Here is an 18,452-nt window from a genome sequence, read left to right on the forward strand (position 1 = left end):
GGTTAACCGGTTCCTCGCCGCTCATCTTTTGAACGCGAAGCGATATGATAAAAGGTCCCCGCATATCTTACAGCTCCTTTGACCGCCAATTCTTTCAAGGCCAAAGGTGTCCTGTACTAATAAGGTGCATTCTTCAATTACTATTTTTTTGGCTCTACTCTACTTTACTCTATTGTGATTAGATCATAAGAATAAATTACCCACACCGATCATCATAGACCCGAACGATTTATGATCAAACTTTTTGAATAGAATATTAATTTGACTCGTTTTCATCAATTTCGATTCCAAGGCGGGGTAGTAAATCTTCCTCTTTAAATGGTTTTTGCATCAGGTCGTCGAATCCAACATCTTTTAACTCACCTCTTGAATACCGCTGGGTCGCTGTAACTGCTATAATTTTCGGCTGCGTTTTTTGGGTTTTTTGAGCTCTGATTGCTTTAACTGTCTCTATGCCGTCCATCACAGGCATACTTAAATCCATAAGAATTGTGTCTGCTTTCCAAGACTCAAGGATATTCAGTGCGGCCTCACCATTTGAAGCTTCCTGTACATCAAGCCCATATCGCTTCAGCATCAGCTTTAGGAGAGTCCTGTTAATAGAGACATCATCAACTACCAATATCTTTTTACCGGTTGTTTGTGATGAAATTTCATCACCATCATCAGCAGACTCTTCTTCAGACCCCACAATGCTCTTTATTTTGTCGTCCAGCTGTTTTGAATGATAGATAATCTTATCCAGCAGCTTATCCTGTTCAGACGTTAAGTTGTCATCCTTTTTAAGCAATTCAGAGAAACCGAGAACCGCGTGCAGGGGAGTCTTCAATTCATGAGACAAATCATAATCCAGCGCATTTTCTCTGTTTTGAACATCCGGTAACATTTTCAAGAATCGCCCCATTATGTGTTGATCGTTGTCTTTTACAGTAAAATATTTGACCATATAAGAAACGTCATCATGTCCTTGTACAGGTACAACTGAGGCCATCTCTTTATTGAAGTATCTCTCAAGCTTGTTTAGCTGAGGTATGTCTTTAATGTTCTTTCCAATCAGCGGCAATTCATTTGGATTAAATAAGGCTTCAAATCCAAAATTTACGTACCGAATTATACCTTCCGAATCAATAATAGCACTGCTTGTGCCAGAGTGATCCAGAATTGATTTTAGAAAGTTTGTCTGTTCCCTTCGGGTGAGATATAAATCTTCCGTTTTATTCTTTTTGCGAACAATGAAAAGCAGTATTAGTGAGAGTGCAATAACAAGAACTATAAGTATGATTTGGACAGGCCAGCCATACAGTGCTATCTCATTTAATAAGAAAAAATTTAATATGTCGCTAACCAAAGTTCTGTATTTACGGAGTGATTTTTCCGTAACATACAGGCTTTAAAACGTGTTTTCAGTTAGTCTTTTTTAATTGTATAACTAAAAGGATAGAAAGGACTTATCTACTTTATTCTCTCATATTTTACGAAGGATAAATTATTATAATCATCCCTCGAAACTTCCTTCCAGACATCACCTATTTTGTCTCTGTATTCTGGAAAAAAAGTATCTCCTTCGAATGACTCATGTATTTCTGTAATAATAAGTTCATCAGCCATATCCATCATCTGCCGGTAAATCTCACCGCCGCCAATCACATACACCTTCTCTTTATCTAAATCTTTAAGATAATCCAGCGCATCCGAAATAGTAGTAAATGTAGGGACATGGCTATACGATTTCGATCGCGACAAAACAACAGCCTCTCGCCCGGGAAGTGGTTTTTCGTTGAGTTCCTCGAACACTATCCGCCCCATTAGCAGCGGATGTCCCATGGTCGTTTTCTTGAAGAACGAGAGGTCTTCTTTATAATGCCATGGTAAGCTTCCGTCTTTGCCAATGACTAAATTAGGATCGTGGGCGGCTATTATGGCTATTCTCATACAGCCACCGGGAATTTTATTGGGTCGTGGGGATTATAGTTTTTCAAAGAAAAATCTTCGAACTGAAGTTTGTCTATCGGCTTATCTGCAATATCAAGCTGTGGTAAAGGCCGCGGTTCCCGGTTTAACTGCTCTTTTAAACCATCTATGTGATTTTCATAAATATGCGCATCGACAATTGTATGAGCAAAAGTTCCCGGTTTCAAATTAGTTTCTTGTGCAATTGTCGAAGTCAGAGCCGAGTAACAGGCAAGGTTAAAAGGTATTCCAAGAGCTATATCACCTGATCGCTGAGTTAAATGACAATTGAGTTTTCCATCAGAAACATTAAAAATGTACATTACATGGCAAGGCGGAAGCCTCATTTCATCAAGCACACCCGGATGCCAGGCGCTTACTACAATCCGACGGCTATTGGGATTTGTTTTAAGCATATCTATCGCCCGCTGCACCTGGTCAAATTCATCATACATCCACTCCGTACTTTCTTTGCTTCCCTTTCCGGGGTAAGAGAACCCATCAGATGACTTTAGATTTGGAAATCTTCGCCAGAGGGTGGGATAAATCGGACCCACATACCCATCTTTGTCTGCCCAGGCATCCCAAATATGGCAGTCTTTCTCGTCACGCAGCCATCGAATGTGATCTTCTCCGCGCAGATACCAAAGTAGTTCCAGAATAACCGACCGAAAATAAACTTTCTTCGTTGTTAAAAGAGGAAATCCGTCTGCCAAATCTACCTTATAATTTTCGGCAAAACACGATATCGTCGGTGTACCCGTTCGATTATCCTTTTTCACACCATTGGTGAGTACATTTTCAACCAAGTCGAGATACTGTTTCATATAGAAATAGAATTAATTTTTTGATGTTACAGCCACTTCAGCTCAAACTGAACCCTCTCGATCTTCTCGATCTCTCAGATTCTGTAGTGCGATTTCCGCAGCCATCTGCTCTGCTTCTTTTTTGCTTTTGCCTTTACCCTGCGATTCAAATGTACCGGAAAGATATACACCGACAGTGAAAATTTTGTCGTGAGCCGGACCCTCTTCATCAATCACTTTATATTCCGGCAGTGGTTGATTAAGCCCCTGCAGATACTCCATGAGAGTGCTTTTATAATTATCAGCTTTACGTTCTATCGATTCCAAATCGATATGGGTCATTAGCAGTTCTTCAACAAATGAATATGCAAATTGATAGCCTTTTGTCAAATATACCGCGGCAACAATCGCTTCAAACAGATCCGCCAGCACGCTTTTTGAAACATCTATTCCCTGTCCAGACGCCCTTTCACCAATTTCCATCACCTCGTTGATTTTCATCTTTTTAGCGAGGTGAGCAAGAGTTTTTCCTCTGACAATTTTGGCACGAAGCTTCGTTAAGAAACCTTCGTTGGCTACCGGATATCGTTCAAAAATAATCTCAGTTACGATAAGATCAAGTACTGCATCGCCAAGAAATTCAAGCCGTTCGTACGTCTCATGAGGCTGTACCTTTTTACCGTCAATGATTGAGCGGTGACGCAAGGCACGCAGGTAAACACCTCTGTGCTCATCCGGTATAGAGAACCCAAGGTAAGATTCGAGTTTAGAAATGCGGGAAGATGATTCGTGAAATTGACCTTCTGAAGATGCAAACCACTTCTTTAATCTTCCCAGCATCTGTTAATCATCGAATTTTTTAAAGATAAGAGTAGTATTATGGCCGCCAAAGCCAAATGCGTTATTCATCGCATACTTCACGTCTCTGGCTACAGATTCGTTAGGTGTGTAGTTCAGGTCGCACTCAGGGTCCGGGGTCTCCTGGTTGATTGTAGGAGGAATTATGCCGTGATAGGTCGTAAGCAATGCGGCAATTGATTCCGCAGCCCCGGCCGCCCCCAGCATATGCCCTGTCATTGATTTTGTGGAGTTCAGATTAATCTCATAAGCGTGGTCACCAAATACTTTTTTTATAGTATTTGATTCAGCTAAATCCCCTAAAGGAGTTGATGTTCCATGCATATTGATGTGATCGATGTCCTCCGGCTTGATGCCCGCCATATCAAGTGCTCCATTCAGAGCAAGTGTCACACCATTTCCATCAGGATCGGGTGCAGTAATATGATGAGCGTCAGCAGAAAAACCATACCCTACGATTTCTCCGTAAATACGAGCGCCCCGTTCAATAGCCGAATCAAGAGATTCAATAAACATCATAGCGGCACCTTCGCCCAGTACAAACCCATCCCGATCCTTATCAAAAGGTCGGGATGCCTTTGCAGGTTCATCATTACGGCGTGAAAGTGCCTTCATTGAACTAAATCCGGACACTCCTATCTGCCATACAGGTGCTTCAGTACCGCCGCAAACCGCCATATCAGCCTGACCATACTTGATAGTATCATAAGCAAGACCAATGTTTTGCGATCCGGTTGCGCAGGCTGAAACTGCACAATAATTCGCGCCACGAAATCCATATTTGATAGATATATGGCCAGCGGGCATATCGGGAATTAACATTGGAATAAAGAATGGGTTAACCCCTCTAGGGCCATGCTCGTGATGCGACACTGACTGGTCGTAAAATGTTTTCATCCCACCTATACCTGTACCAACAATAACGGCAACTTTGTCTTTGTTGATTTTTTCCAGGTCAACACCGCTGTCCTCAATTGCTTCGTCAGCAGTTATGAGGCCGTACTGGGAAACATTGTCAAGCCTGCGGGCTTCTTTACGCTCAAAATAATTACTTGAGTCGTAATTTTCGATTTGCCCGGCAAACTTTGTAGGATAATCGGTAGTATCGAAGTGCTCTATAGTTCGGACCCCGCTTTTTCCTGAGACAAGCCCATTCCAAAAATCCGGGGCTGTATCGCCTACCGGTGTCAAAGCTCCGATACCTGTTACAACTACTCTACGTCCAGTCATTATATCTGAATATTCAGCTTATGATTTTTCTTGAAGATATGTAACTGCATCGCCTACAGTTGCAATGTTTTCTGCATCCTCGTCCGGGATACTTAGATCAAATTCTTTTTCAAATTCCATGATCAACTCAACGGTATCAAGAGAATCTGCGCCGAGGTCGTTAGTAAAGTTAGCCTCAGTTACTACCTCTGATTCATCAACGCCAAGTTTATCTACAATAATTGCTTTTACTTTTGATTCTACGTCTTGTGACATTACGATCTGTGTTTTATTAGTTAGTGTTAATTGAAAATTATTTGTGTGGCTATAATACAACATCTAATCGAAAAATAACACGCTTTGCGTTATTGATTATCAGATATATAAAAAGGTCGTTACATTGCCATGCCGCCATCCACGCGAATAACCTCGCCTGTAATGTAGCTGCTAAGATCTGATGCTAAAAATACCACCATATTCGATACTTCTTCAGGGTCTCCTGCGCGTCCCAGTGGTGTTTCTTTTTCAATGGATTCTAAAACTTTTTCATCAAGCTGTCCGGTCATTTCCGTCAAAATATATCCGGGTGCTACAACATTAGCCCTTATATTACGGCTTGCAAGTTCCTTGGCAAAAGATTTGGTAAATCCGATAATCCCGGCTTTCGAGGCTGAATAATTGCTTTGTCCGGCATTTCCTGATATACCTACCACAGAACCAACATTAATTATTGAGCCTCCTTTGGCCCGCATCATCGGCTTTGTCGCGGCTTTACTATAATTAAATACACTCTTCAAATTAGTGTTAATCACATCATCCCACTGTTGCTCATTCATTCGGAGGATTAAGTTATCACGCGTGATACCGGCATTATTGACCAGCACATCCAGCGAGCCCCACTCTTCAACAACAGAGGCGATGACCTCTTCAGCTTTGGTAAAATCGACTGCATCTGCCTGGTACTCCTTCCCTTTTACATCATGCTCAGATATAGCCTCAACCACCGCTCTTGCAGCATCTGCAGAGCTTGAATAAGTAATAGCGACGTTGGCTCCCAGTGAGGCAAAATGTTCTGCAATCACGCGGCCAATTCCGCGGCTTCCACCGGTAACTAAACAGTTTTTTCCTTTTAAATCCATATTACTGACGGCCTGATATATTTGCGTTTGAAATGGTGCGTTTCACGAGTCCCTGTAATACTTTCCCGGGACCAATCTCTACAAAATCCGTAATTCCGTTGCTCCCCATATTGCGAAGTGTCTGTGTCCATTTTACAGGTGAGGTTAGCTGTGCAATCAGATTCTCTTTCACTGTGTTAGCATCCTGCGTAGGTTCTGCTGTGGCGTTACTGTATAAAGGACATTCAGGATCATTGAATGAAATCTCCTCCAGACGTTTTTGCAGCCCTTCAAGCGCAGGTTTCATCAATGGTGAATGAAATGCACCGCTAACAGGCAATATTTTAGCCAGACGGCACCCTTCTTCTTTTGCCAGATCAACAGCTTTTTTAACGGCATCAACGTCTCCGGAAATCACAAGTTGACCCGGACAGTTATAGTTAGCCGCTACCACAGGTTTTTGAATCTCCGCCGTTGCTTTCTCACAGATAGTATCCACCACCTCGTCATCCATGCCAATGATAGCGGCCATTCCACCGGGATGAACCTCACCGGCTTCCTGCATAAGATTTCCGCGCAGATTAACAAGATCGAGAGCGGTTTCAAAATCAATAACGGAAGAGGCCACAAGAGCCGAAATTTCGCCGAGGCTGTGGCCGGCCACTGCATCAGGCTCCTCGTCCATTTGCATGAAGAGTGCTACTGAATGCAGAAAAATAGCTGGCTGCGTATATTTTGTCTGCATAAGCTTGTCAGTCGGGCCCTCAAACATAATATCTGACAGGTTATACCCAAGCTGATCATTCGCTTTGAGAAAAAGTTGTTTTATGTCACTGTCGGTCTCAAAGTGCTCTTTAGCCATACCAACAGACTGAGAGCCTTGTCCCGGAAAAATAAATGCTTTCATTACATTGCCCATTTTAAATAGATTGATCCCCAGGTCAAACCACCGCCAAAGGCAGAAAGTACTAAATTATCGCCCTCATTCAACTGATCTTTCCAATCTACCAGGCACAGTGGAATCGTCGCTGAGGTTGTGTTTCCGTACTTATCAATATTGATCATCACCTTATTTCTGTCAATCCCCATGCGGCGAGCCGTAGCGTCAATAATTCTTAAGTTGGCCTGATGGGGTACAAGCCAGGCGACATCTTGGGGAGCAAGATCGTTCTTCTTCATTATCTCGAGAGACACATCAGACATTCCTTCAGTTGCTTTTCTAAACACAGCCCGTCCATCCTGGCGGATGTAGTGAAGATCTTTTTCAACCGTTTCCTTGGTGGCTGGCCGAACGCTTCCGCCCGCGGGCTGATAGAGCATACAGTCTTCATCGCCCTCAGTGTGATGAATATAATCAATGATGCCCGTCTCTTCTTGTGTTTCTTCAAGAACTACGGCAGCACCTGCATCGCCAAAAAGTATACAGGTCGTGCGATCGGTATAATCAATAATGGAGCTCATTTTATCAGCTCCGATCACAAGAACTTTTTTTGCGCGGCCTGATTCAATAAAATTTCCACCGGTAGAGAGGGCAAAGAGAAATCCTGAACATGCAGCCGATAAGTCAAATGCATAGGCATTTGATGCCCCTATTCGTTTTTGTACCAGGCAGGCAGTTGCCGGAAAAAGATAGTCCGGAGTCACAGTGGCAACAATAATCACATCAATCTCGTCGGCGTCTACGCCTGCATCTTCAAGAGCTGCATTGGCTGCACGTTCAGCCATATATGATGTGCCTAAATTGTCGCCTTTTAAAATTCTCCGTTCAGAGATTCCTGTCCGAGATTTGATCCACTCGTCGTTGGTATCAACCATCGTTTCAAGTTCTTTATTGGTAAGTACATATTCTGGCAAATACTTACCAACACCTGAAATCTTAGCATGAACTGAGGACATGAAATAGGATTAGTTTAAAGAGGCTTTAATTTTTTTATTCACTTCGTGATCGACACACTGCATCGCACTTTTTATCATATTCTTAATGGCCAAAACGGAGCTGTTTCCATGCCCCACGAAGCTGACACCATTGACCCCTAAAAATGGCACACCGCCAATTTGCTCGTAGTCAAACGTGTGCATGGCTTTAGTAAGAATCTGAAAAACCTGCTTTTGCAGGTCAGAATCTGCAGATATGAGATCAAGTTGTTCCTTAACCATTTTCTGCATCACGTCAGGAATGGATTCCCCAAATTTTAGCAGAATATTCCCGGTAAAACCATCTGTAAGAAAGACGTCGGCTTTCGCATTAAGTATATCTTTGCCTTCGATATTTCCTACAAAATTATCCAGTTCCTTTAACTTCAGATAGGAAGCCTTCAAGAGTTCTGTGCCCTTTTCTGACTCTTCACCCACATTAAGAAGGCCAATTTTGGGATTATCAACTTTTAAAATCTCTTCGGTAAAGATCTTTCCCATAACGGCAAACTGATAGTACATCTCCTCTTTCAGGGTGAGATTTGCACCGGCATCTATCAAAATCCTGACGCCATTTATAGTGGGAAATATTGCTGCAATTGTAGGACGATATACGCCTTCAATTTTCCCGAGAAACACTGTAGAAGCTGTTAAAAGAGCACCAGTGTGTCCAGCGCTCACAAATCCATGACAATCGCCGGCTTTGTGGGACTGAAGTCCAAGTGTAATGGAAGAATTTTTCTTCTCTTTCAGTACCGCTGACGCAGAGTCCTGCATAGATATGATTTCAGGTGCGTGAAGAATATCAACACGCGCCGAATCATACTCATGTCTGGCAAGCTCTTCTTTTATTAGGCTTTCCGGACCAACAAACAAAAGCTTGAGTTCTGGCATCTCATTGAGTGCCTGAATACCGCCTGAAACTGGATTTTTGGGATAGTGATCTCCCCCTACTGCATCTACAGCAATAACCATGAAATTAAATTTATGTTATTCAGACTTTTGTATTACCTGCTGACCTCTGTAGTACCCACATTCCATGCATACATGGTGATACCTGTGCATTGCTCCGCAATTGGAGCACTCAGCCAATGTAATATCATTCAGGCTTTGATGTGCACGACGTTTGTTTTTGCGTGCTTTGGATGTCTTTCGCTTAGGATGTGCCATTTAATAAGTTGTATTATTTCTTCTTTAGTTTCTTAAGTTCTTCCCACCTGGGATCAATTTTTTGCTCTTCATCAGGGTCTTCTATATCCCCAAATCGGGCAACTCCAAAATCTTCAGGCTTTCCTTCTTCATCGTAATACCTCGGATGAATTTTTTTTGCCGGAATATTCAGAATTATTGTATCTCTAACCTCTTCCTCTATATCTAATACCAATTCATTTGAAGGAATTTGCCGAACGGCACTCTTTACTGTTTCTGATTCTTCAACCTCACCGGGTTCAAAAAGAATATCGAAAGAGCCTTCAATAGTATCAATATATGTATCAAGGCTGCGATCGCAAGTTAACTCCACTTTACTATTTACCTCAAAAGATACTTTTACAAAGTGATCTGTTCTGTAAAAAGAGATCGATACGTCAGCTTCAATCAGCCTGGCACCATCTTTGAGGTCGAAATAATCCTCCGGTAGTTGAGCTGTTTTATGGCTCTGGCCTTCGGGTATTTCTTGTATGTCGAATGTTAATTTTTGCGTATCCACAATAGCCACTTAAAATACAGAACTAAGCCTACGAAAGCAATTAGTTAAATAGTCCAAACAGTCGCTGTTCTATGAGCTCAATGACCTTACCTAAATCTTCATTACTATTTACAAAGTCGAGGTTATCCGTATTGATAATGAGTTTATCGTGGCCATAACGGTCAATCCAATCTTCATAAAGTTTATTCAGCTTTTCAAGATAGTCAATCCGGATGGAGTTCTCATAATCCCGGCCTCTCTGCTGAATCTGCTTAACGAGAGTGGGAACTTCAGCCCGAAGGTAAATCAATAAATCAGGTGGCCTTAAATAGTGGCTCATTTGATGAAAAAGAGCAGAGTAATTTTTAAAATCTCTGTCGCTCATCAAATTCATGTTATGTAAATTTTTGGCAAAAATCTCAACATCTTCATAAATCGTTCGATCCTGAATTATATCGGTATTATTGCTGAGCATCTCTTTTTGGTGCTGAAATCTGCTTGAAAGAAAATATATCTGAAGATTAAAACTCCATCGTCTCATATCCTCGTAAAAATCTGAGAGATAGGGGTTATTATCAACTGATTCATAATGCGGATCCCAGCCGAATTTATTTGCCAGCAATCCAGTAAGAGAAGATTTTCCGGCACCAATATTTCCCGCTACAGCAATGTACCGCCCGTTTCCGGTAGTGATGTCTGCCATCTTATTTTCCAAGAAGTTTGTACATCGCCTTCTTATAATTTTCAACGCCGGGCTGGTTGAATGGATTTACGTTGAGCATGTAAACGTAGATACCTGTTAACAATTCATAGAAATAGATCAGTCGTCCAAGCTGTTGTTCATTAAGTTTACCAAGCCCAATTTTCACCACCGGCACACCACCTTCTAAATGCGCCTGGAACGTTCCGTCTTGTGCACTTTTATTAATATAGTGAAGAGACTTGCCGGCCAGGTAATCCAAACCGTCCGTTTTAGATTCTGATGGCGTTAACTTTAAATCAGAAACAGGTTTTTCAACCGTAATCATCGTTTCCATTATATTGCGCCTGCCCTGCTGTATCATCTGCCCGATACTGTGTAAATCTGTTGAGTAAGATGCAACAGCTGGAAATAACCCCTTCCCCTCTTTTCCTTCACTTTCACCAAGCAATTGCTGAGTCCAGTTGCAGAACTCTTTTAGTTCCGGCTCAAACGAACTAATTACATCAAGCTTGATATTTTTTTCATGGAGATGATGACGAACTGCTGCATAATCTAATATATTTCCGGCCTCCTTCTCCCTGCTTTCAAATTCAGCAACTGCACCATAAAATAGTGTCTTAATGTCGAGTCCACTCACTGCAACGGGCAGGAGTCCTACCGGAGTCATAACGGAAAAACGACCGCCTACATCGTCAGGAATAACGTATTTCGAGTATGCTTCCTCTTCAATAATTTTATTGAGGATCCCCCCTTCAGCACCCGTTGTTGCGATAATCCTGGATTTAGCCTCGTCTCCGTAAACCTCGTGCATCCACTTTCTGATCATCCGGAATGCAATAGCGGTTTCAAGTGTGGATCCGGATTTTGATATCACGTTAAGGTATACACTTTTACGGCTTCCATCTTCCTTCGGACGGCTGATATAATCAATTAGTTCTTCATGATATCGAGCGCCCAGATGATGACCCGCAAAGTAGATTTCAGGTTTAGATTCAGAAAAAGGCTTTTGCAGTGCATCAATAATTGCCCGGGCTCCCTGATAAGACCCCCCGATACCACAAACGATGAAAATATCTGCATTTTTACGGATTTCAGCACCATGCTGTTCAATTTTATCAAGCTCTGCGTCATTGGGAGCTTTTAAAATCCGTCGCCACCCAAGCCATTCGCTGCCGGGACCTGCTCCTTCTTTGAGTTTCTGAAAAGCTTTTTTGGCATTTAATACAGACTGCTCAAGCTCTATGTCTGACATGAATTCTTTAGTACCGTCAATATCTACATCTATCATATTTATCGAAGTGTTTTTGACAATTCAAGCAGTTCAAAATTAATATCTTTTCGCTTACCAAACGTCATTTTCAGGGGAGTAATTTTAATGCGATTGTTTACGATTCCCACCATAACTTTACTATGACCGTCTTTAATGGCTTTCACGGCTGCCGCACCCAGTCTGCTGGCAAGAACTCTGTCTCGTGCGGTAGGGCCGCCTCCGCGCTGTACGTGGCCAAGGATGCAAACGCGCATCTCATATTTTGAAAAATCATCCCGAAGCTTTTCAGATAGTTTCAGGGCGCCACCGGTCTCATCGCCTTCAGCTACAACAACAAGGCTGCTTCTGCGCTGTTCTTTCAGAACATCGTTCAAGCTGGAGCGAACTTCATCAATATTCGTCATAGATTCCGGCAACAGAATAAGCTCGGCACCACCAGCGATACCGGTTTCCAGCGCGATGAATCCGGCATCACGCCCCATCACCTCAACCAGGAACAAACGGTCGTGAGCATCGGCTGTATCACGGATTTTATCGATGGCGTCCATAGCCGTGTTTAAGGCCGTATCGTATCCAATGGTTTCATCAGACCCCACAAGATCGTTATCAATTGTTGCAGGTATACCAATGACAGAAATATCGTGTTCATTTGCCAGGAGTGTGCCCCCCTGGAAAGAACCATCGCCGCCAATAATAATAAGATTTTCAATTCCTTCATCCTTGAGCACCTCAGCTGCTTTAGCCCGCCCTTCTTCAGTGCGGAATTCGTCGCAGCGCGCTGATTTTAATATTGTTCCTCCACGCTGAATAATATTGGATACATCGGTTGGCCCTACTTTCTTAAAATTCCCTTCGATAAGGCCTTTAAATCCGTGCCTGAAAGCCACAATTTCAAATCCTTCAGTAAATGCAGTGCGAACCACCGCTCGAAAAGCAGCGTTCATACCAGGAGAATCACCACCACTTGTTAGAACACCTATTGTTTTCAATGGAATTATGATATTTTGTTGTAAAATTAAATAAGCTGATAAACTAAGTACACATTCATCATATCGCAACTTTTTAATGTCTGCAATCATTAAATTATCTGATTAACTTCCAATCGATTACATTTTACGCCCAGACGGGTAATAACCGACTTAAATTTTAGAACAAATATATTCGTTGAATTCACTTAGCGATATTACAACCCCCATACAAGACGACCTGCGGATATTCCGGGATTTTTTCAGGGACCAAACCGATACGGATATCTATCTGCTCGACAAGATCATGCGGTATTTGTTGCGCCAAAAAGGTAAAGAGATCCGCCCTACACTTGTGTTTATGAGTGCCCGGATGTTTGGCCCGATTGACCGCAGAAGCTACATTGCAGCAACCATGATTGAGCTGCTGCACACCGCTACACTTATTCACGATGATGTTGTGGATGAGGCGGATAAACGGCGCGGGTTCCTGAGCATAAATAAACTATGGAAGAACAAAGCAGGTGTGCTCCTTGGTGATTTCCTGCTCTCAAAAGGACTGCTCATCGCCCTGGATAATGAGGAGTACAGCATGCTTCAGATACTCTCAAACGCCGTAAAAGAAATGAGTGAAGGTGAGCTGCGTCAGCTTAAAACGGCAAAGCTGTTCAATATGACCGAAGAGCGGTATTTTCAGATCATTTCGGAGAAGACGGCGAGTCTGATATCAGCTTGTTGCGAGTGCGGGGCTTCAGCAGCGACCGATGACCCGGAAATTTCCGCGGCTATGAAACAGATCGGGCTGAATATTGGCATTGCATTTCAGATAAAAGATGACCTATTTGATTATGGCCTCGATGATGTTGGAAAACCCAAGCGAAACGACATTCAGGAACGTAAAGTTACCCTTCCGCTAATCAAAGCTTTTGAACAGGCCTCTTATACTGAGACATTATCAATCAGGCGTCTTATGAAAAAGAGGAAGAAGAGCGATAAAGATATCAATAAAATTGTCGAGTTTGTTCACGATAAAAACGGACTCGACAATGCAACGATTTCCATGAAAGCATTTGCTGATAAAGCACTGACGCAACTTCATGAGCTTCCTGTTGAGAACGGACTCGAAGATTTTGAGAATCTTGTTACGTATATCATAAACCGCAAAAAATAAGTAATCGGCACAATGAGCCACCTTTTCTTATCGGATGTACATATTGGTGCTTTTGATGACGATGTAGATCGCATTGTTCAGCGCGATCTTATTTCACTTATTCAGCATTGCGCCGATCAGAATATTCAAATACACATTTTGGGAGATCTGTTCGACTATTGGATGGAATACCCGTCATGGCGGCCGCAGTTGGGCCAGGAAGTTCTGGACTGCCTGCACAGATATGCAAAAAAGGTAGCGCCCGTTAATTACATCACCGGTAATCACGACAACTGGACAAATGGATATTTTAGTGAGATTGGATTTAACGTAAGCAACGAATTCTTTGATCTCTCTTTATATGGTAAACGGTTGTTTCTACATCATGGCGACGGGCTGAAAGATGAAACCTTTAACCTGCCTCGCCCATGGATGCATCGCTTATTGAGAAACAAAATGTTCGTAAAGCTGTATCAATCAATTCTGCCGCCTAAAGCAGGTATGCGGGTAATGAAAGCCTTTTCTGACTATAGCAAACGAAGGGCATTTTGCGATCCGTCTGTTTTAGATAACTGGGCAGACAATTTTCTGAAAACAACTGATTATAATATTGTCATTTCGGGACATGACCATCAACCCCGTGTCATTAATTTTACGCATGGCACTTATATTAATTTAGGGACGTTTTTTAAAGATAGAACCGTATCAATTTACAACAATGGCGTGTTAGAACTCGTTGTGTGGGATGCGACACAAAAAACACTCTACCCATTTGAACACCGCTATAAAAAAGCTGCCAATTTATGAGTAACGATTCCAATAATTTTGACCGCGAGCGATACTTTAATGACCCGGTCTATCGAAAAAAGATTTTAGCTGAGCGCAAAAAGCAACGTGATGAGGAGTCTCAGGATAGTTCACCTGCAGATGAAAAACAGGCGAACGGAAAGAAATTTTTAATCTGGGGTCTATCAGCAGCTGCTATATTATTATTGATGGCAGTTGGTTACACGTACTATCTGTCTCGGGGATTGCCGTCTATACAGGAACTTGAAAACCCGCAAACAGCGATTGCCTCAGTCGTTAAAAGCCGGGATGGCGTTGTACTGGACAGGTATTTTACTGAAAACAGAACGTATGTCCCCATCGAGCAGATCTCTCCTAATATAGTAGATGCACTGGTAGCTACCGAAGATCACCGATTCTATTCTCACTGGGGAATTGACATGAAACGATTGCTTGGCCTGCCCGTTTACTGGCTCCAGGGACGGTTACAAGGCGGTTCAACTATCAGTCAGCAGCTTGCTCGTAATCTCTATAAAAAAATCGGCCGAGAGGTTTCGGTAACTCGAAAGCTCCGCGAGATGCTCACCGCTATTCAAATTGAACAAAACTATACCAAGCGGGAAATTATTGAGATGTACCTCAATACTGTAGAATTTGCCAATAGTACGTTTGGAATTGAATCTGCATCGCAAACACACTTTAACAAGCCTGCCAATGATATTACCGTGCCCGAAGCGGCAATGCTGGTGGGAATGCTGCGGGCAACTCACGCCTATAACCCAAGACTTTTCCCGGAGCGATCCAAAGAACGACGGAATGTGGTGCTTCGCCAAATGCTCCGGCGTGATTTTATAACCGATGAGATGTATGAGAATTTATCACCCGAAGAAGTAGCACTTAATTACCAGCCACCATCACGTTCAGGACGCGACAGCAGGTATTTCGGCGAGTTTGTCCGGCAAAAAGTTGTGGAATGGACAGAAGAAAACGGGTACGATATCTATACAGACGGACTAACCATTTATACCACCATCGATTCGCGAATGCAGCGCCACGCCGAACAGGCCGTTAAAGAAAATGTAGCCGAATTCCAGGTCGAGTTTCAACAAGAGTGGACAAGCCCGGATGGCGAATATATGGACCTTTTCTGGGAGGAGTACCCTTCATTTTTGCGCGAGTTTATGCGGGAAACAGACCGCTACAAAAACGGATTTAGCAAATATAATACAGATCAGGAATCTGTCGTATTTGAAAAGCTCACGGCCGATTCCGCCTATGTTGACTCGGTGAAACGCGCTCGAACAAGACTTCAAAGCAGCTTTGTTGCCATCGATCCAAATAACGGCAGTGTTCTTTCCTGGGTAGGCGGCCTGGATTATGGCCAAAAACAGTATGACCACGTGTACCAGTCACGCCGACAAGCCGGATCTACGTTTAAACCCTTTGTTTATTCCATTGCCGTGGATAACGGGTACATGCCCTACCACAAATTTTCTAAGTATCCCACGAGTTTTATTGAACAATCCGGCCGGATATGGAATCCAAAAGACAGCTCAGTGCCCTCGGGACCTGAAATGGTCCCGTTGCGAGATGCCCTCGCCCGCAGCCTCAATAATGTAACTGTAAGACTTCTTCCTGAAATCGCCGGGGCCCCGGGAACAAACAGGGCAAAAGACTTGATTCCTGCGGCACGAAAAATCAGAGAAATGGCGTCGGACCTTGGGATAGACATGAGCACTGTACCAGGTGATTATCCATCGATTGCTCTTGGTACGGCGGAAGTCAGCTTACTCGAGCTTGTAAGTGCCTACACGACATTTGCCAACCAGGGTGTTCATATAGACCCTATTGCCGTTACCCGTATTGAAGACAAAGAAGGCAATGTGCTTGTGGAGTACTTTTCAGAAATGAGACAAGAAGTCATCAGCCCGGAAACCGCATACATCATGATTGATATGATGCGGGGTGTCATCCGCGGCGGTGATGGATATCACGGGACCGGCGTTCGAATGAGAAACGTCTACAACGTCCAGCAGGATATTGCAGGAAAAACCGGTACTACCCAAAATAGTGCTGATAACTGGTTTGTGGCCATGATGCCTCACATTGTAATGGGGTCATGGGTGGGCGGCGAAGATCGCCGTGTCCGGTTCCCTCAGGATGATCCAGCCAGTATTGGCCAGGGTGCGCGTACCGCGCTCCCAATTGTGGGCACATTTATTAACTATGCCAAAGACGACCCGGAAACTCCGTGGAGTTATGACTCATTTAGCCCTCCACCTGGATTCATTATGCCTGAAGACCCCAACAGTGATAATGGTCAGATCGATGAACGACGTGGACGTATTGGCTGGTAATATAATTTGTTGCCCTGTAAGCTACCCAGCAATTATCACTCATTAAACAATTCGTTTTTATAGCTTATAATTTAAGCTCACCTTCTGCTGTGATCTCCGGGCGTATACTCACTTTTATGAGTGTAATTTCAGTCGCCCGGGATGTCTTAAAATTTTAAAAAAAACGTTCCAAATTGGCTCAAAAACGTCCTATATTAGATGCCTTATTCACAGGCTAAGCTCAATTAGACAGTGTTGGCATAAACTTTATTGACAACGTCCCAAAGACAGCTATGTTAGAACAATATTATCCTGTTTTCATACTACTCGGCGTAGCGGCAGTCCTTGCCGTACTCCTGATGACTCTTTCGCGTATATTAGGTCCGTACCGACCAAGCAAAACGAAGCTCAAAGCTTACGAAAGCGGAATGGATCCCGTTGGTGAAGCCCGTGAACGTTATTCTATTGCATTTTACCTGGTGGCGATGGAGTTTATCGTATTTGACCTCGAGGTCGTGTTTGTTTATCCATGGGCGGTCGCTTTTTTAGATAAAGATGCAGGAACGTTCTTTGCAATGCTGATATTTATAGTAGTGTTATTCATCGGTCTCGTCTACACGCTCAAAAAAGGAACGCTGGACTGGGACATGAAAAACGTCAAATTTAAGGCAACTAAACAGTAGATTATTATGGGTGTAGAAAGCGCACTTGGAGAAGGTTATTTAACAAGCCGGGTTGACTCCCTGGTCAACTGGGCAAGGGCAAATGCAGCATGGCCGATGCCGATGGGCCTGGCCTGTTGTGCAATCGAAATGATGGCATTTGCAGGACCAAAATATGATGCTGCCCGTTTTGGGTCTGAGGTAATGAGATTTTCACCGCGTCAAAGTGACGTAATGATCGTTGCCGGCTGGTGTACTTATAAAATGTCTCACGCCATTCGTCGAATATGGGATCAAATGCCCGATCCAAAATGGTGTATTGCCATGGGTGCTTGCGCATCTACCGGCGGTATGCACCGCTGCTATGGCGTTGTGCAGGGTGTTGATAATTTCCTGCCTGTTGATACATATATTTCAGGTTGTCCGCCACGTCCTGATGCTGTTCTTCATGCTCTCATGAAGATTCAGGACAAGATAAAAACTGAACACTCAGTGATGCTTGATACATAACAGATATTCCCATGGCTTTAGAATTAAATGAATCTTTACAGAAAACAATTGACGGTCTTTCTGATCAGTTTACTGAAAAATTGATCGAAGTCTACCAGTCAACCGGTGATACATTTGCTCGCATTGAAGCTGACGCTCTTGTTGAGGTATGTAGCTACCTGAAAGATGAGCATCATTTTGTATTTCTGACAGATATTGCCGGTACAGACCGTTATACGTCTGATGAACGGTTTGAAGTGATCTATAATCTCGTTTGCATGAAACATCAAACCCGGCTTTTCCTCAAAGTTCGTTGTGAAGAGGAAGCTCCTGTTTTGAATACGGTCAGCACTGTTTGGAAAGCGGCAAACTGGATGGAGCGTGAGGTTTACGATATGTTTGGCGTGCGTTTTAACGGACACCCCGATCATCGCCGAATCTTCCTGCCCGAAGATTTTGACTATTTCCCGCTGCGAAAAGAATTTCCCCTACTTGGTATTCAGGGATCCATTGAACTGCCCAACACAACCCCGGATACAGAATAATAGC

Annotated in this window: 21 protein-coding genes; 6 read left to right on the plus strand and 15 right to left on the minus strand. The window is 43.1% G+C overall.

What is annotated here, in order from left to right:
* Positions 1-256 precede the first annotated feature (256 nt).
* The 15 genes from AABW11_RS00915 to pfkA all read right to left on the minus strand — a co-directional run bounded on the left by AABW11_RS00915 (position 257) and on the right by pfkA (position 12,504).
* Positions 257-1,348 (minus strand): response regulator, encoded by a 1,092-nt coding sequence (locus AABW11_RS00915; protein WP_340102612.1) that lies wholly within the window; start codon positions 1,346-1,348, stop codon positions 257-259.
* A 104-nt stretch (positions 1,349-1,452) separates the two neighbouring features.
* Positions 1,453-1,932, minus strand: a complete 480-nt coding sequence (locus tag AABW11_RS00920) for a dihydrofolate reductase (protein ID WP_340102614.1) — start codon at positions 1,930-1,932, stop codon at positions 1,453-1,455.
* Entirely contained in the window at positions 1,929-2,777 is an 849-nt protein-coding gene (locus AABW11_RS00925; protein ID WP_340102615.1) for a thymidylate synthase, read from the minus strand. Before AABW11_RS00925 ends, AABW11_RS00920 begins: the two co-directional genes overlap by 4 nt.
* Before the next feature lie 42 nt (positions 2,778-2,819).
* Positions 2,820-3,596 (minus strand): ribonuclease III, encoded by a 777-nt coding sequence (rnc, locus tag AABW11_RS00930; RefSeq protein ID WP_340102616.1) that lies wholly within the window; start codon positions 3,594-3,596, stop codon positions 2,820-2,822.
* Between the two features lie 3 nt (positions 3,597-3,599).
* The gene (fabF, locus tag AABW11_RS00935; RefSeq protein ID WP_340102617.1) at positions 3,600-4,844 is read right to left on the minus strand and encodes a beta-ketoacyl-ACP synthase II; all 1,245 of its coding nucleotides are present in this window, start codon (positions 4,842-4,844) and stop codon (positions 3,600-3,602) included.
* A gap of 18 nt (positions 4,845-4,862) precedes the next feature.
* On the minus strand, positions 4,863-5,099 hold the full coding sequence (locus AABW11_RS00940; protein ID WP_340102618.1) for an acyl carrier protein: 237 nt from the start codon (positions 5,097-5,099) through the stop codon (positions 4,863-4,865).
* A 119-nt stretch (positions 5,100-5,218) separates the two neighbouring features.
* A complete protein-coding gene (fabG, locus tag AABW11_RS00945) occupies positions 5,219-5,962 on the minus strand; it encodes a 3-oxoacyl-[acyl-carrier-protein] reductase (protein WP_340102619.1) in 744 nt (247 codons plus the stop codon).
* 1 nt (position 5,963) lies between these two features.
* Positions 5,964-6,848, minus strand: coding sequence for an ACP S-malonyltransferase (fabD, locus tag AABW11_RS00950; RefSeq protein ID WP_340102620.1), 885 nt, complete (start codon positions 6,846-6,848; stop codon positions 5,964-5,966).
* A complete protein-coding gene (locus AABW11_RS00955; protein WP_340102621.1) occupies positions 6,848-7,837 on the minus strand; it encodes a beta-ketoacyl-ACP synthase III in 990 nt (329 codons plus the stop codon). Before AABW11_RS00955 ends, fabD begins: the two co-directional genes overlap by 1 nt.
* A 9-nt stretch (positions 7,838-7,846) precedes the next feature.
* Positions 7,847-8,830, minus strand: coding sequence for a phosphate acyltransferase PlsX (gene plsX, locus AABW11_RS00960; RefSeq protein WP_340102622.1), 984 nt, complete (start codon positions 8,828-8,830; stop codon positions 7,847-7,849).
* A gap of 15 nt (positions 8,831-8,845) precedes the next feature.
* Complete coding sequence (rpmF, locus tag AABW11_RS20055; protein ID WP_445263726.1) at positions 8,846-9,025, minus strand: 50S ribosomal protein L32; 180 nt, start codon at positions 9,023-9,025, stop codon at positions 8,846-8,848.
* 13 nt (positions 9,026-9,038) lie between these two features.
* Positions 9,039-9,563 (minus strand): YceD family protein, encoded by a 525-nt coding sequence (locus AABW11_RS00965; RefSeq protein WP_340102623.1) that lies wholly within the window; start codon positions 9,561-9,563, stop codon positions 9,039-9,041.
* Between the two features lie 40 nt (positions 9,564-9,603).
* Positions 9,604-10,245 (minus strand): deoxynucleoside kinase, encoded by a 642-nt coding sequence (locus tag AABW11_RS00970; protein WP_340102624.1) that lies wholly within the window; start codon positions 10,243-10,245, stop codon positions 9,604-9,606.
* A 1-nt stretch (position 10,246) separates the two neighbouring features.
* Positions 10,247-11,533 (minus strand): glucose-6-phosphate isomerase, encoded by a 1,287-nt coding sequence (locus AABW11_RS00975; protein ID WP_340102625.1) that lies wholly within the window; start codon positions 11,531-11,533, stop codon positions 10,247-10,249.
* A gap of 2 nt (positions 11,534-11,535) precedes the next feature.
* Positions 11,536-12,504, minus strand: a complete 969-nt coding sequence (pfkA, locus tag AABW11_RS00980) for a 6-phosphofructokinase (RefSeq protein ID WP_340102626.1) — start codon at positions 12,502-12,504, stop codon at positions 11,536-11,538.
* 175 nt (positions 12,505-12,679) lie between these two features.
* Between pfkA and AABW11_RS00985 the strand changes: the two genes are divergently transcribed.
* The 6 genes from AABW11_RS00985 to AABW11_RS01010 all read left to right on the plus strand — a co-directional run bounded on the left by AABW11_RS00985 (position 12,680) and on the right by AABW11_RS01010 (position 18,448).
* Positions 12,680-13,651 (plus strand): polyprenyl synthetase family protein, encoded by a 972-nt coding sequence (locus AABW11_RS00985; RefSeq protein WP_340102627.1) that lies wholly within the window; start codon positions 12,680-12,682, stop codon positions 13,649-13,651.
* 12 nt (positions 13,652-13,663) lie between these two features.
* Positions 13,664-14,437 (plus strand): UDP-2,3-diacylglucosamine diphosphatase, encoded by a 774-nt coding sequence (locus tag AABW11_RS00990; RefSeq protein ID WP_340102628.1) that lies wholly within the window; start codon positions 13,664-13,666, stop codon positions 14,435-14,437.
* Positions 14,434-16,773 carry a transglycosylase domain-containing protein gene (locus tag AABW11_RS00995; RefSeq protein WP_340102629.1) on the plus strand — a complete coding sequence of 780 codons (2,340 nt, stop codon included), beginning with the start codon at positions 14,434-14,436 and terminating at the stop codon, positions 16,771-16,773. The genes AABW11_RS00990 and AABW11_RS00995 overlap by 4 nt, the downstream gene beginning before the upstream one ends.
* 272 nt (positions 16,774-17,045) lie before the next feature.
* Positions 17,046-17,435, plus strand: coding sequence for an NADH-quinone oxidoreductase subunit A (locus tag AABW11_RS01000; protein WP_340102630.1), 390 nt, complete (start codon positions 17,046-17,048; stop codon positions 17,433-17,435).
* Positions 17,436-17,441: 6 nt separating this feature from the next.
* A complete protein-coding gene (locus AABW11_RS01005; protein ID WP_340102631.1) occupies positions 17,442-17,924 on the plus strand; it encodes an NADH-quinone oxidoreductase subunit B in 483 nt (160 codons plus the stop codon).
* Between the two features lie 11 nt (positions 17,925-17,935).
* Complete coding sequence (locus AABW11_RS01010) at positions 17,936-18,448, plus strand: NADH-quinone oxidoreductase subunit C (protein ID WP_340102632.1); 513 nt, start codon at positions 17,936-17,938, stop codon at positions 18,446-18,448.
* Positions 18,449-18,452: the final 4 nt, after the last annotated feature.

The organism is Rhodohalobacter sp. 8-1 (assembly GCF_038150125.1).
Taxonomy (GTDB): domain Bacteria; phylum Bacteroidota; class Rhodothermia; order Balneolales; family Balneolaceae; genus SW132.

Coding starts and splice junctions, on each gene's coding strand:
- AABW11_RS00920 (WP_340102614.1), bottom strand. CDS start 1,932: ATGAGAATAGCCATAATAGCCGCCCACGATCCTAATTTAGTCATTGGC.
- AABW11_RS00925 (WP_340102615.1), bottom strand. CDS start 2,777: ATGAAACAGTATCTCGACTTGGTTGAAAATGTACTCACCAATGGTGTG.
- rnc (WP_340102616.1), bottom strand. CDS start 3,596: ATGCTGGGAAGATTAAAGAAGTGGTTTGCATCTTCAGAAGGTCAATTT.
- fabF (WP_340102617.1), bottom strand. CDS start 4,844: ATGACTGGACGTAGAGTAGTTGTAACAGGTATCGGAGCTTTGACACCG.
- AABW11_RS00940 (WP_340102618.1), bottom strand. CDS start 5,099: ATGTCACAAGACGTAGAATCAAAAGTAAAAGCAATTATTGTAGATAAA.
- fabG (WP_340102619.1), bottom strand. CDS start 5,962: ATGGATTTAAAAGGAAAAAACTGTTTAGTTACCGGTGGAAGCCGCGGA.
- fabD (WP_340102620.1), bottom strand. CDS start 6,848: ATGAAAGCATTTATTTTTCCGGGACAAGGCTCTCAGTCTGTTGGTATG.
- AABW11_RS00955 (WP_340102621.1), bottom strand. CDS start 7,837: ATGTCCTCAGTTCATGCTAAGATTTCAGGTGTTGGTAAGTATTTGCCA.
- plsX (WP_340102622.1), bottom strand. CDS start 8,830: ATGGTTATTGCTGTAGATGCAGTAGGGGGAGATCACTATCCCAAAAAT.
- rpmF (WP_445263726.1), bottom strand. CDS start 9,025: ATGGCACATCCTAAGCGAAAGACATCCAAAGCACGCAAAAACAAACGT.
- AABW11_RS00970 (WP_340102624.1), bottom strand. CDS start 10,245: ATGGCAGACATCACTACCGGAAACGGGCGGTACATTGCTGTAGCGGGA.
- AABW11_RS00975 (WP_340102625.1), bottom strand. CDS start 11,533: ATGATAGATGTAGATATTGACGGTACTAAAGAATTCATGTCAGACATA.
- AABW11_RS00990 (WP_340102628.1), top strand. CDS start 13,664: ATGAGCCACCTTTTCTTATCGGATGTACATATTGGTGCTTTTGATGAC.
- AABW11_RS00995 (WP_340102629.1), top strand. CDS start 14,434: ATGAGTAACGATTCCAATAATTTTGACCGCGAGCGATACTTTAATGAC.
- AABW11_RS01000 (WP_340102630.1), top strand. CDS start 17,046: ATGTTAGAACAATATTATCCTGTTTTCATACTACTCGGCGTAGCGGCA.
- AABW11_RS01005 (WP_340102631.1), top strand. CDS start 17,442: ATGGGTGTAGAAAGCGCACTTGGAGAAGGTTATTTAACAAGCCGGGTT.
- AABW11_RS01010 (WP_340102632.1), top strand. CDS start 17,936: ATGGCTTTAGAATTAAATGAATCTTTACAGAAAACAATTGACGGTCTT.